The sequence below is a fragment of the Tahibacter amnicola genome (assembly GCF_025398735.1).
GTDB classification, from domain to species: Bacteria; Pseudomonadota; Gammaproteobacteria; order Xanthomonadales; family Rhodanobacteraceae; genus Tahibacter; species Tahibacter amnicola.
This window is the reverse complement of the sequence record NZ_CP104694.1, coordinates 423,613-437,170: the sequence shown is the minus strand read 5'-3', so window position 1 is coordinate 437,170 and position 13,558 is coordinate 423,613. Positions and strand designations below refer to the sequence as shown.

Sequence of the window (13,558 nt, the reverse complement as noted above, 5' to 3'; positions counted from 1 at the left end):
ATGCTTGTCGGCGCCGAGGGGCCGGTCAAGCCGCGGGGCGAGGCACGCCATCACGCAAAGCGGAGCCGGCTTCCCTAAAATCCACCCACGCCTCGGGGAGTATTGCCTGTGATTGCCGGCTGGGTGCTGTTGCTCGTTTCGCTGTGCTACGTGGCGATCCTCTTCGCACTGGCCTATGTCGGCGACGCACGCCCCTTGTATCCGAGCCGAGCCTCGCTGCGTCCCTGGGTGTACTCGCTGGCGCTGGCGGTGTACTGCTCGTCCTGGACCTTCTACGGCGCGGTCGGGAGCGCCGCGCACTCGGCGCCGTCTTACCTGCCGATCTACCTAGGCCCGATACTGCTGTTTGCCCTCTCCAGCGGCATGCTCGAGCGCCTGACGCGGATCGCCAAGGCCAACAACGTCACCTCGATCGCCGACTTCATCGGCTCACGCTTCGGCAAATCCCATGCGCTGGGTGCGCTGGTCACGCTGATCGCAATCACGGCGGCCGTTCCCTACATCGCGCTGCAGTACAAGGCTGTTGCCCTGAGCATCGACGTGCTGAGCCTGGGCGTGGCGCGCGAGCAGGTGGAAATCTTCGAAGACTCCGCCCTCTACGTGGCGCTGCTGCTGGCGCTGTTCGCCATTCTCTTCGGCACGCGCAAGGTGGACGCGACGGAGCACCACCACGGCATGATGCTGGCGATCGCGGCCGAGTCGGTGGTCAAGCTCGTCGCCTTCGTCGCGGTGGGCCTCTACGCTGCGACCCTGCCCCAGGGCGAGCTCACCGCTGCCGCCAACGTGGTGGCCGACCTGCGCGAGCAGGGCCTGCCGCCAGGGTTCATCGCGCAGACGCTGATCGCGTTCACGGCGATGATCTGCCTGCCGCGCCAGTTCCACGTCGGCGTGGTCGAGTGCGAACAGCCCGGCGACGTTCGCCGCGCACGCTGGATGTTCACGCTCTACCTGCTCCTGATCTGCGCCTTCGTGCCCACGATCGCCGCGGCCGGCGCCGCCGCGATCGGCAGTGCCAGCCTCAGCCCGGATGCGTGGGTGCTCTGGCTGCCCCTGGTGAACGGCGAGCGCGGCCTGGCGATCCTGGCCTATGTCGGCGGGTTCTCGGCCGCGACGGGCATGGTGATCGTCGCGGCGGTGGCCCTGTCGACGATGATCTCCAACGACCTGGTGATGCCCGCGCTGCTGCGCGTGCGTGCGCTGCGACTGGAGCAGCACAAGGATCTCTCCGGTGTCGTGCTGGGCGTGCGCCGGGTGTCCATCCTGGTGCTGGCCCTCCTGGCCTATGCCTACCACCGGACGATCTCGCAGTCGCAGGGGCTGGCGTCGATCGGTCTGCTCGCCTTTGCCGCGGTGGCGCAGTTCGCGCCGGCGCTGCTGTTCGCGCTCTACTGGCGCAGCGCCAGCCGCGTGGCGATCCAGGTGGGCATGAGCATGGGCTTCCTGGTCTGGATCTACACCCTCCTGCTGCCCAGCCTTGCCGCGGCGGGCTGGTTCGACGACGCCTGGGTGCGCGAAGGACCGCTGGGGCTGGCCTGGCTCAAGCCCGAGGCCCTGTTCCAGCTCTCCGGCTGGCACCCGCTGACCCACGGCGTGTTCTGGTCACTGCTGGTGAACGTGGCCTGTTGCGTCTTCCTGTCGCTGCGCTACCGGCCGCGGGTGGAGGAACGCCTGCGCGCGGCAAGCTTCCTGGATCCGACCGGCGAGCGCGCCAGTCCGATGTTCAGCGAATGGCGTGGCCGGATCAGCGTCGGCGACCTGCGCGTCATCGTCGGTCGCATCATCGGCGAGCGCAATGCGGCGCGTGCGTTCGACGACTACGCCGCCACCAGCGGCAAGCCACTGGCTGACCAGCAATCGGCCGACCGTACCTTGCTGCAGCACACCGAACGCCTGCTCGCCTCGGCGATCGGCTCGGCGTCGGCCCGGCGCATGCTGACCACGGCGTTGCGCGGTACCGGCCTTGATTTCAGCGAGGCCGTGGCCCTGCTGGACGAGGCCTCGCAGGAACTGCGCTTCAACCGCGAGCTTCTGTCGACCACGATGGAGAACATTTCCCAGGGCATCAGTGTCGTCGACGCGGATATGCGCCTGGTCGCCTGGAATCGGCGCTACCTGGAAATGTTCGGCTATCCCGAAGGACTGGTGTACGTCGGCAGGCCCATTGCGGACCTGATCCGCTACAACGCCGAGCGCGGCGAATGCGGGCCAGGGAATGTCGATACGCACGTCAACAAGCGGCTCAAGCACATGCGGGCGGGTACCGCGCATGTCTACCAGCGCGTCCGTGCCGACGGCACGGTGCTGGAGATGCGCGGCCAGTCGCTGCCCGGCGGCGGATTTGTCACCACGTTTACGGACGTGACGGACTACAAGCGCGCGGAGCTGGCCCTGCGCGAAGCCAACGAGACGCTGGAACAGCGCGTTTCCCAGCGCACGGCGCAGCTGACCGCCGCGCTGGCGGCGCAGGAACGCGCCAAGTTCGAGGCCGAATCGGCCAACCAGTCCAAGTCCCGCTTTCTCGCCGCCGCCAGCCACGACCTGCTGCAGCCACTGAACGCCGCCAAGCTGTTCACTTCGGCATTGCGCCACCAGCCGGGGCTGGACGCCGAGTCGGCGCAGCTGGCCGAGCGCATCGATACGGCCTTCCGCGCCGCCGAGACGCTACTGGATGCGTTGCTGGAAGCCTCGCGCCTGGATGCCGGCAAATACCGCCCGGATATCGCCAACGTGGCCTATGCCGATATCGTCGAGCCGCTGCGCCAGCAATTCTCCGTCGTCGCCGAGCGCCGCGGCCTGTCGCTGCGCACGCGGCCCAGCCGCGTCGTGCTGCGCACGGATGCACACCTGCTGCAGCGCATCCTGCAGAACTTCGTCTCCAACGCCTTGCGCTATACCTCGCAGGGCCGGGTGGTGGTCGGTGTACGCCGCCAGGGCACCGACGCGGTGATCGAGGTCTGGGATACGGGCCCGGGCATTCCGCCCGAACAGCAGAATCGCATCTTCGACGAATTCCAGCGCTCCGGGCAGTCCTCGCCCTGGGGCGAGCAGGGACTGGGCCTGGGCCTGGCGATCTGCGAGCGCATGGCGCGCATCCTGGGCCATCGACTGAGCGTGCGGTCGATTCCCGGGCGTGGCAGCTGCTTCGCCGTGCGCGTGCCCGTGGTGGCGCGCCGCGCGGCGCACGAACCCCGCGGCATCGGCCGGCCGGTGGCCGCCGGCGCGGCACTGCCGCCGCTGCACGTGCTGTGCCTGGATAATGAGCCGGCGATCCTGGAAGGCATGAGCGCGCTCCTGACACGCTGGGGCCTGAGCTGCGACCTCGCAGCCAATGTCGACGAGGCGCGCGCGGCGGTGCGCGCGCGCCGGCCGGACCTGATCCTGGCCGATTTCCACCTCGGCACGCTGCAGGATGGCCTGGATGCGCTCTCGGAAATCCAGCGCACCCTGCGCCCGCCGCCGCCGGCGGCGCTGATCACGGCCGACTACAGCCCCGAGCTGAAGCAGCGCGCGCGCCTGCGCGGCTACGCGCTGCTGCACAAGCCGATCAAGCCTGCCGCGCTGCGCGCCCTGCTTTCCGCGCTGGGTCGCGGCGTCAAGGACGCTACTCGCGCATAAGCTACGGAGTACGTAGCGGATAGGTTGGATAGCGCCGCAGGCTGAGCAGGGCGCGGCCAGGCCCGGCAATGCGCGGCCACAGCGCCGCGCGCGGCTGGCATCACCGCGTCACGCAGACGCCCGCCGCGTGACGGTGGCGCTCCGTCGCAATGGCATACTGCCGTGCCCCTTCCGAACGAGTCCGCCATGTCACTGACGCTGCGTTTCGCCACCGCCGAGGACACCCCGGAGATCCTCGCCCTGATCCGTGAACTGGCCGACTACGAAAAGATGCTGGACCAGGTCGTCACCACCGAAGCGATCCTGCGCGACCAGCTCTTCGGAGACCGGCCGGTCGCCGAAGTGATTCTGGCCTACGAATCGGACGCCTGCGTCGGATTCGCGCTCTTCTTCCACAATTTCTCGACCTTTGTCGGACGCCGCGGCCTGTACCTGGAAGACCTGTTCGTGCGCCCGGCCTATCGCGGCAAAGGCTACGGCAAGGCGCTGATGGTGTACCTGGCGAAGCTGGCGGTCGCACGTGGCTGTGGCCGATTCGAGTGGTGGGTGCTGGACTGGAACGCGCCCTCCATCGCCTTCTATCGCAGCCTCGGCGCCGTACCCATGGACGAATGGACGGTGCAGCGCGTCAGCGGCGACGCCCTCATGGCGCTTGCGGCGCAGCCGCTGGACGTGCAGATGCCGGGCTAGGAACCACCCCGCCACCGCGCACTCGAAGTGCCCGGACGCGCGCACGGCGTGGCACGGAAACCCCCGGCATTGCGCGAAAAATGTCCGCCTGTGCCATTGCACGCTGACGCATTGCGGCAAAGCGACGGTCCAGTCGGGCGTTGTGCGCGGCGGACCCACGGAAAACTGTGAACTGCTCGATCAAAATGGCCGGGTCCGCCGCGGTCGCGATGATTTCTGCGACATCGCGCGCGCTGGCACATCTTCTGCTGCATCTGCATCGGGAGCACTGCTCCCGTGAGCATAGCTGGCGGAGGTAACACTCGTATGGACATGTTCGCAGGCAAGGGCAGGCTGGTCGTTCGCGATTCCGAGGGTGTGGAACGGGAACTGCGCGTCTTCCAGGAACCCCGAAATCCCGAATGCGAGCCGAGGCGGCGTGAATGGCTGCGGTGGGCGCGGGATGAAAACGGGGGCTGGTATTCGTGGAACGAGGCGATGGACGCGCTTGTGGAGTCCAGCTCTGGACGCTGGTTCAGCGTCGTACAGTTCGGCTAGAACATGTGAGTGGAGGTCGCCGCGCACGTTGTCGCGGCGACCCGGGAGCGACCCGGCAGCCGCAGTGCAAGCATGCTGCTAAAGACGTAGCGCTTCCGCGCGGGCGGTGGCGGTGCGCGCCAGTTCCTCGTTGCCGATTTGACGTGCCAGTCCGGCCAGCTCGGACCAGGCTGTGGCAGCGCGCCGCGGCGTGAGGATGATCGTTGACGCGGTCGTCGATGCCGCCAGAACGCGCATCGCGGCTGCCTTGTCGCCGGCGGCGAGCGCGACCCGCGCCCGCACCACGCTGGCCACCAGTACCGGCGTGCCGTCGCCGCCCAGTCGCGGACCGTGCGCGAGCACCGGATCGGCCAGCAGCACAGCCCGCGCCGCATCGCCGTTTTCCAGCGCGGCCAGCGCCGCCAGCGCCAGGCACTCCGCATGCGTGAGTGACAGCGCGGCGCGTGGTGAGCCGAAGATCGCCAGCGCCGCGTCGATCTCGGCCGTGACGGAGGGATCGCGGGCATGCTGCAGGGCAGCCGCCATGAGGCAGGCAAAGCTGGCGATGCGCTCATCGCCGGCGGGGCGGACGATGCGGCTGATGTCGCGCGCCCGGCGATAGTGCGTGGCGGCGGCGGGATAGTCCTCCAGCTCCATCGCCGCCAGCCCGAGGTTGCCCTGGGTGGCGGCGGCCATCGGATGCTCCGCCGGATTGAGGGCGGCATACATCTGCATGGCCTCCTCGAAGGAGGCGCGAGCGGCGAGTGCATCGCTGCGCCGCAGTTGTACGATGCCGCGGGTATTGGCCACGTAGGCACCGATCGTGCTGGGGCCCGGTGCTACGCGACGGATAGTGGCATGAGCTTCTTCGATCGCCGTTGCGGCCGGCGCCAGCCGGCCGCGGCTGGCTTCAAGGACCGCAATGGATTCCAGCGCACTGGCAACAACGATGTGGTCGTTGCCATACAGGCGGCGCGCCATCGCGAGGTTTTCGCCCAGCACGGCGGCGGCGTGGGCGGGCTGGCCGGCATCGGCGAGTGCTCCACCGTAGACCTCGATCGTGCGTTGCAGGGCAGGGTGGTCGCCGGCGAAGACGCGCCGGCCGATCTCCACGGATTCGGCCAGGTGCGCCAGTGCGGTACCGGGCTCGTCCAGCTGCAGTTCCAGCATGCCCAGCCGGCCAAGGGCCGCGGAAACCGCCTCGCTCGGCGCGCCCCCGGCGGTGTGGTAGCGGGCCATGGCGGCGCGCAGGCGCTCCGCGGCCGGGCCGTAGTCGCCGGCACGAAACCGCGTGTGTGCCAGTTCCGCTTCGGCTCCGAGGGTGCGCGAGTCCCCGGCGCCCAGGCGCGACTGGCCGATATCCGCCGCTTCGGCCAGCACGGCCAGCGAGGTATCCAGGTGACCCAGTCCGCGGTGCAGTTCACCCAGGGCGCCCAGCAGCGGAACCAGCGATTCGGGCTGGTTGCGAAATTCGCGGCGTGCCACGGCGAGGGCGCGGTCGACCAGCTCCTCGGCGGACGTCGCACGGCCCTTGGGAATGCCGTTCTCGCCCACGCGGAACATGCCGACGACGAAGTCCTGCACCCGTCGCGCGCGCTGCGCTTCTTCCCGCGCCAGCGCCGCTGCCTGGTCGGCGCGCTGCGCCAGGCGCAGGCTGATGCCCGTCGCGGCCAGCAACGCCACGACGGCGATCGTGCTGGCGGCCAGCGCCATCGTGTGGCGACGCAGAAAACAACCCAGCCGGTAGCGCCGCGTGCCGCGCCGTGCTGCGACAGGCCGGTTCTGCAGCCAGGCGTCGACATCGGCGGCAAGGGCCTCGACCGAGGCATAGCGCTGGCGTGGGTCGGGCCGCAGGGCGCGGCCGACGATCGCTTCCAGGTCGCCGCGTACGAGCCGGCGCAGACTGGCCACGTCGGTGCCGCGGGCCTGCGCGCAGGCAAGGTCGATCCGCTGCGTCGACAGCCGCGCGACGGATCCGTCCGCATGCGGTTCCGGGCGCGTGCCCGTCATCAACTCGGTCAGGATCACGCCCAGCGCATAGATGTCGGCCCCGGTGCCCACGGCGTCGCCGTGGAACTGTTCGGGCGCGGCATAGCCCGGGGTCAGGCGGCGCATCTCGGTCCGCGTGGCGTCACCGTCGGCTTCCAGCAGTTTGGCGATGCCGAAATCGACGAGCTTCACCGTGCCATCCGTGCGTACCAGCACATTGGCGGGCTTGAGGTCGCGGTGAACGATCAGGGCCTGGTGCGCCGCTGATACGGCCTGGCAGATCTCCAGGAAAACGATTGCGCGCTGGCGCAGATCGACGCACCGGCTGTCGCACCAGGCCAGCAGCGATTCACCTTCGACATACTCCACGGCCAGCCAGGGCGTGCCGTCGGCGGCGAAACCGGCGTCGATCAGGCGGGCGATGTTGCGATGTTCCAGTCGCGCCAGGGCCGCCTGTTCCCGTCGGAACAAACGACGCTCTTCCGGATTGTGCACATTGAGACGAAGCAACTTCAGTGCAACCGCCTGCACGGTGTCGGCAAGACGGCGTTCGGCCAGGAACACACTGGCCATACCGCCCGCGCCGACGAAACGGATCACGCGGTAGCCGGCGATTTCCGGCGCGACAAAGGACGATGGTTCCTCCAGCGGGATATCACGCTCGGTGTCGCAGGAGGCTTCCAGGGCATCACCGGCGCGACTGTCGGCCTCTGCCAGGCGCCGCGCGAGTTCGCGCAGGTCATCATCGATGGGCTGACTGGCCAGCCAGGCCGCGCGCGCCTGCGGCGGCATTGGCAGCAGTTCATCCAGGAGCGGCGCCAGCTCCGCCCAGCGCTGGTCCAGCGACAGCTTCATCACGCCCCGTCGAGGCAGGCCACCAGGAAGGCGCGCGCCTTGAGCCATTCGCGCTCGACGGTGCGGTCGGTCACGCCCAGGACCGCGCCGATTTCCGGGGAGCTCAGACCGGCCGCCAGACGTAGCTCGGCCACGCGGGCAAGGCGGGGATCCACCTGGGTCAACCTGGCAAACGCCTGGTCGAGGGCAGCGAGGTCCAGCGCGCGATCGGTTCCGCCGGTGTCGTCTTCCAGGGCCACGGCCGCGGCGTAGCGGTCGCGCGTGCCGCGCCGGCGGATACGGTCGATCAGGGCATTGCGCATCGCCGTGGCGGCGTAGGCGAAGAAGCGTCCGCGGTCGTCGAAATCCAGCTGGCCGCGCTCCACCAGTCCCATGAAGGTTTCATGGACCAGGGCCGTCGTGCAGAGCGTCTGGTGGCGGTCACCGGCCAGCTGCCGGCGTGCCAGCTGGCGCAGGCGCTCGTAGACCCGCTCGAGCACGGTTTCCAGAGCGTCGCCGTCACCCGCGTGCGCTTGCTTGAGGAGTGCGGTGATGTCGTCTTCTGCCACGGTATGCCTGTCTGTGCGGTCACGGGCGGACCGACCCGCGCGCGTTGGCAAGACTAGCACCGCGGTAACACCGCGCGTGCGGCGCGGTGCCGGCCGGCGTCGTCCGGCCGATGGAGCGGGCGTGGCGGGAGGGCTTTCCCTGGAACGAGCGCCGGTGCCGATCTCCCCCTCCGGCGGGCGGGCGCCGGCCTGGCAGCGACGCTATTGATCGTCGTCGATGGAGGGCGCCGGCGGCGTCACCGGTTCGAGCGCGAGCTGGCTGGCCGCCAAGGCCACCTGAGTGCGGTTGTTGCAGCCGAGCTTGCGCATGATCGCGGTCATGTGCGCCTTGACCGTGGCTTCGGAGACACCCAGCTCGTAGGCGATCTGCTTGTTGAGCAAGCCCTCGGCAATCATCGCCAGCACGCGGAACTGCTGTGGCGTGAGCTCGGCCACGCGTGCGGCCACCTGGGCTTCGTCGCTGCGCAGTTCGGCAGCCCCCGCGGCATGCTGTGGCGGCAGCCAGATCTCGCCGTCAAGCACCTGCCGGATCGCCGCGACGATCGTGTCGGCCGAACTGGACTTGGGAATATAGCCGGCCGCGCCGTGCGCGAGGGCGCGACGCGCCACCGTGGCTTCCTCGTGGGCGGAGACCACGATCACCGGCAACCCCGGGTGCTGGCCGCGCAAATGTGCCAAAGCGGAAAAACCGCGGGCGCCGGGCATGTGCAGGTCCAGCAGCAACAGCTCGGCGTCCGGGTGTGCCTCCACCAGGCTGAACAACGCCGGGACGGTATCGGCCTCGAACAACCGCGCGTCGGGCGCGGCCTGGGTGATCGCGCGGCGCAATGCGTCGCGATACAACGGATGATCGTCGGCTATCAGGAATTCGGACATGGCGACCAGCATGGCATCGACGGCAATGCTCCCGCAATGCCGCCAAGGTCATGCATCGGCGAGTGCGCAATGATTGCCGTGTCAGCGGACGAGGCGTTCCTCCACGAGGTTGTGCACCACCGACGGATCGGCCAGGGTGGAGGTGTCGCCCAGCTGCTCCGGCGCATTCTCGGCAATCTTGCGCAGGATGCGGCGCATGATCTTGCCCGAGCGCGTCTTCGGCAGTCCCGGCGCCCACTGCAGGTAGTCCGGCGAGGCGATCGGCCCGATTTCCTTGCGCACCCAGCCGATCAGTTCGCGGCGCAGTTCGTCGCTGCCCGGTTCACCTGCGTTGAGCGTCACGTAGGCGTAGATGCCCTGGCCCTTGATGTCGTGGGGGCACCCGACCACTGCCGCCTCGGCGACTTTCGGATGCGCCACCAGCGCACTCTCGACTTCCGCCGTGCCGATGCGATGACCCGAGACATTGATCACATCGTCCACGCGGCCGGTGATCCAGTAGTAGCCGTCCTCGTCGCGGCGCACACCATCGCCGGTGAAGTAGCTGCCGGGATAGGCAGTGAAATAGGTTTCGACAAAACGCGCGTGATCGCCGTACACCGTGCGCATCTGGCCGGGCCAGGAATCGGTGAGGACGAGATTGCCCTCGCAGGCGCCGTCCAGCACCTGGCCTGCGGCATCGACCACCGCCGGCTTCACGCCGAAGAACGGCCGCGTGGCGGAACCGGGCTTGGTGGCCGTGGCGCCGGGCAGGGGGGAGATCAGGATGCCGCCGGTTTCGGTCTGCCACCAGGTGTCCACGATGGGGCAGCGTCCGTCGCCAACGACCTTGTGGTACCACTCCCAGGCTTCGGGATTGATCGGCTCACCGACGGTTCCGAGCAGCCGCAGTGACTGGCGCGAGGCCTGCTTCACCGGCGCGTCGCCATCGCGCATCAGCGCGCGGATGGCGGTCGGCGCGGTGTAGAAGAGGGTGACCTTGTGCTTGTCCACCACGCGCCAGAAACGGCTCACGTCCGGCCAGCTCGGCACGCCTTCGAACATCAGCGTGGTGGCGCCATTGGCGAGCGGGCCGTACAGCACGTACGAATGCCCGGTCACCCAGCCCACGTCAGCCGTACACCAGTACACGTCATCCTCGCGCAGATCGAACACGCACTCGTGCGTGTAGCTCACGTACACCAGATACCCGCCCGTCGTGTGCAGCACGCCCTTGGGCTTTCCGGTGGAGCCGGATGTATACAAAATAAACAATGGATCTTCCGCGCCCATCGGCTCGGGCGCGCACTCGGTCGCCTGCATGGCCACCAGCGGCGCCCACCAGCGATCACGCGGCACCTGCATCGGCACCGGGGCGCCCGTGCGGCGTACCACCAGCACCGTTTCCACCGACGTGGTGCCCGGCCGGGTCAGTGCTTCATCGACGTTGGCCTTGAGCGGCACCTTCTTGCCGCCGCGCAGGCCCTCGTCGGCGGTGATGACCAGCTTGCACTGGCTGTCGGCAATGCGGCCGGCGAGCGAATCGGGCGAGAAGCCGCCGAAGACCACCGAGTGCACGGCGCCGATACGGGCGCAGGCGAGCATGGCGACCGCCGCCTCGGGAATCATCGGCAGGTAGATGGCGACGCGGTCGCCCTTCTTCACGCCCAGGTTGCGCAGCAGGTTCGCGGCGCGGCAGACCTCCTCGTACAGTTCCCGGTAGCTGATCCGGCGCGATTCGTCCGGGTTGTCGCCCTCGAACACGATCGCGGTCTTGTCGCCGCGGCTGGCCAGGTGCCGGTCCAGGCAATTGGCGGAGACGTTGAGGCGTCCGTCGTCGAACCAGCGGATGTGGAGGTTATTCGGATCAAAAGACACGTCCTTGACCCGGCTGAACGGCGTGATCCAGTCGAGGCGCCGGGCGATCTCGGACCAGAAGCCCTCCGGGTCGGCCACCGAGCGTGCGTAGAGGGCTTCGTAGGTGTCGGCATTGATGCGGGTCCGCTCGGCAAAGGCCGGGTCGACCGGATAGACTTTTCCGGACATACATTCTCTCCATGTGTACTTGTGGCCGCGCGGGCCGGTGAGGGCGCCGTCGCTCGACGGATCCGACGTGCGTCTGTCCGGATGGGGGACGGTCCCCACCCGACGTTGTCTTCACAACCCCGTTGCCCGCTTGCGGGCACTGTTCCAGGCAGGGCGAGCATGACTTACGCAGACGCATTCAATGGACGCCAGTTCAACTTTAGTCGAATGACGATCGCGCATCGACCAATAGCCAATAGGCGTGGTTGCCGCACCGGCGCACCCTGCGCCGGACGAACATACGTTTGCGAAACGGCGCGGACGGCCCTAATCACCGATTGGCATGAGACAGGGCCCGGCCTGCGAGCGGAGGGACGGGGCCGGCAAGATCCGGGGCGACGAGCCAGGCTGGACCATAGGCGTCCTCCATGCACGTGGCCACGGACGCAAGCGCCCGGCTCGACGTTTCAGGCGTGGGTTTCTGATCATCCCTCCAGAGGCGCGGCGCATGGCGACTGTTCCCGTTGAAGCCGTATCCCGTGCCGACGGCGGCATGACGCGCGAGCACCGCCGGCTGATCCTGGCGTCGAGCCTGGGTACCGTGTTCGAGTGGTACGACTTCTACCTGTATGGCGCCCTGGCCGGCATCATCGCCAGGCAGTTCTTCACCGCACTGGATGCGACCAGTGGCTTCATCTTTGCCCTGCTGGCCTTTGCGGCCGGATTCGCGGTGCGCCCCTTCGGCGCGCTGGTGTTCGGGCGCCTGGGGGACAAGGTCGGTCGCAAGCACACCTTCCTGGTGACGATCGTGCTGATGGGTGTCTCGACGTGCCTGGTCGGCATCTTGCCGGGCTATGCCTCGATCGGCATCGCCGCGCCGATCATCCTGATCGTGTTGCGCCTGCTGCAGGGCCTGGCGCTGGGTGGCGAGTACGGCGGCGCAGCGACCTACGTTGCCGAACACGCCCCACCGGGGCGGCGCGGGTTTTACACCAGCTTCATCCAGACCACGGCCACGCTCGGCCTGCTGCTGTCGCTGGTGGTGATCCTGGCCTGCCGCGGCGCCATGGATGCCGACAGCTTCGCCCGCTGGGGCTGGCGCATTCCGTTCCTCCTGTCGATCGTGCTGCTGGGCGTTTCCGTGTGGATCCGCCTGCAGCTGGCCGAATCGCCGTTGTTCCAGCAGATGCAGCGCAGCGGTCGGGTCAGCCAGTCGCCCATCCGCGAGAGCTTCTTTTCGCGCAATGGCCGCGTCGCCCTCCTGGCGCTGCTCGGCGCCACCGCCGGCCAGGCCGTCGTCTGGTACTGCGGGCAGTTCTATGCGCTGTTCTTCCTGACCCACACGCTCAAGGTCGATCTGACCCTCGCCAATCTGCTGATGGCCGGCGCGTTGATCCTGGCCACGCCCTTCTTCGTACTGTTCGGCTGGCTGTCGGACCGGGTCGGCCGCAAGCCGATCGTGCTGGCCGGTTGCCTCATCGCGGCGCTGACCTATTTCCCGATCTTCCGCGGCCTGACGCACTACGCCAATCCGCAGCTGGAGGCGGCGAGTGCAACAGCGCCGATCACGCTCACGGCGGATGTTTCCGAATGCGCGTTCCAGTTCGTGCCGAGCGAGCTGAAATCGCATGTGGCCTTCCGCAGCGCCTGCGATATCGCCAAGACCGCGCTGGCTGGCCGCAACCTGCCGTACCGCACGATCGCCGGCGCGCCGGGCAGTGGCGCGGTGATCCGCGTGGGATCGGCGCAGATCGACAGTTTTGACGGCCGCCAGCTGGCGCCCGAGGCGCTGGCGCCGCGGCTCGAACGGCTCAACACGGCCGTCACCACCGCCGTGGCGGCGGCCGGGTATCCGGCCCAGGCCGATCCGGCGCGGATCAACCGTGGCGCCGTACTCGCGTTGCTCACGCTGCTGGTGCTGTATGTGACGATGGTCTACGGGCCGATCGCCGCATGGCTGGTGGAACTGTTCCCGACACGGATCCGCTACACCTCGATGAGCCTGCCGTATCACATCGGCAACGGCTGGTTCGGCGGCTTCCTGCCGACCACGGCATTCGCCCTGGTGGCGTTGACAGGCGACCCCTACGCGGGGCTGTGGTATCCGATCGTGGTGGCGGTGGCGACCGTGATCATCGGTGGCCTGTTCCTGCGCGATACGCGCGACGCCGACCTCAACTGAGCGGGCGCGTCGGCCGCTTCACCAGGCCGGCCAGTACGGCGACGAGCAGGGCGCCGATGGCGGCCTCGGCGCCCGCGCCGGCCAGGCTGTCGGCGATGCCCAGGCCCAGTCGCCGCAGGCCGTAACCGCCGGCAAAAGCACCGAGAATACCGGCGACGATATTGCCGAGCAGGCCGAAGCCGCGACCGCGGCGATAGCGCGTAACCAGCCAGCCGCTGGCGATACCGACAAGAACGGTGATGAGCAGCGCTTCAACGGGCATGGCGTGGCAGGTCCGGAATCA

Annotated in this window: 9 protein-coding genes; 4 read left to right on the top strand and 5 right to left on the bottom strand. The window is 68.5% G+C overall.

Going from position 1 to position 13,558, the window contains the following annotated elements; translation table 11 throughout:
- The first annotated feature begins 108 nt into the window (after positions 1-108).
- The 3 genes from N4264_RS01800 (at position 109) to N4264_RS01790 (ending at position 4,842) form a co-directional block, all read left to right on the top strand.
- Positions 109-3,615, top strand: a complete 3,507-nt coding sequence (locus N4264_RS01800; RefSeq protein WP_261695373.1) for a hybrid sensor histidine kinase/response regulator — start codon at positions 109-111, stop codon at positions 3,613-3,615.
- A gap of 186 nt (positions 3,616-3,801) precedes the next feature.
- Positions 3,802-4,305: a GNAT family N-acetyltransferase gene (locus N4264_RS01795; RefSeq protein ID WP_261695372.1), complete on the top strand. Its 504-nt coding sequence runs from the start codon at positions 3,802-3,804 to the stop codon at positions 4,303-4,305.
- 306 nt (positions 4,306-4,611) lie between these two features.
- Complete coding sequence (locus N4264_RS01790) at positions 4,612-4,842, top strand: hypothetical protein (RefSeq protein WP_261695371.1); 231 nt, start codon at positions 4,612-4,614, stop codon at positions 4,840-4,842.
- A 78-nt stretch (positions 4,843-4,920) separates the two neighbouring features.
- Here N4264_RS01790 and N4264_RS01785 read toward each other — a convergent pair whose 3' ends face one another.
- From N4264_RS01785 to acs, 4 genes are all read right to left on the bottom strand, one after another.
- The gene (locus N4264_RS01785) at positions 4,921-7,665 is read right to left on the bottom strand and encodes a serine/threonine-protein kinase (protein ID WP_261695370.1); all 2,745 of its coding nucleotides are present in this window, start codon (positions 7,663-7,665) and stop codon (positions 4,921-4,923) included.
- Positions 7,665-8,213 carry an ECF-type sigma factor gene (locus tag N4264_RS01780; RefSeq protein ID WP_261695369.1) on the bottom strand — a complete coding sequence of 183 codons (549 nt, stop codon included), beginning with the start codon at positions 8,211-8,213 and terminating at the stop codon, positions 7,665-7,667. The genes N4264_RS01785 and N4264_RS01780 overlap by 1 nt, the downstream gene beginning before the upstream one ends.
- 201 nt (positions 8,214-8,414) lie before the next feature.
- A complete protein-coding gene (locus N4264_RS01775; RefSeq protein WP_261695368.1) occupies positions 8,415-9,089 on the bottom strand; it encodes a response regulator transcription factor in 675 nt (224 codons plus the stop codon).
- A gap of 81 nt (positions 9,090-9,170) precedes the next feature.
- Positions 9,171-11,114 carry an acetate--CoA ligase gene (acs, locus tag N4264_RS01770; RefSeq protein ID WP_261695367.1) on the bottom strand — a complete coding sequence of 648 codons (1,944 nt, stop codon included), beginning with the start codon at positions 11,112-11,114 and terminating at the stop codon, positions 9,171-9,173.
- 487 nt (positions 11,115-11,601) lie between these two features.
- Between acs and N4264_RS01765 the strand changes: the two genes are divergently transcribed.
- Entirely contained in the window at positions 11,602-13,275 is a 1,674-nt protein-coding gene (locus N4264_RS01765) for an MFS transporter (protein ID WP_261695366.1), read from the top strand.
- On the opposite strand, the gene N4264_RS01760 is transcribed toward N4264_RS01765, so the two are convergent.
- Positions 13,268-13,537: a GlsB/YeaQ/YmgE family stress response membrane protein gene (locus N4264_RS01760; RefSeq protein WP_261695365.1), complete on the bottom strand. Its 270-nt coding sequence runs from the start codon at positions 13,535-13,537 to the stop codon at positions 13,268-13,270. The two genes, N4264_RS01765 and N4264_RS01760, sit on opposite strands and share 8 nt — an antisense overlap.
- Between the last annotated feature and the right edge of the window lie 21 nt (positions 13,538-13,558).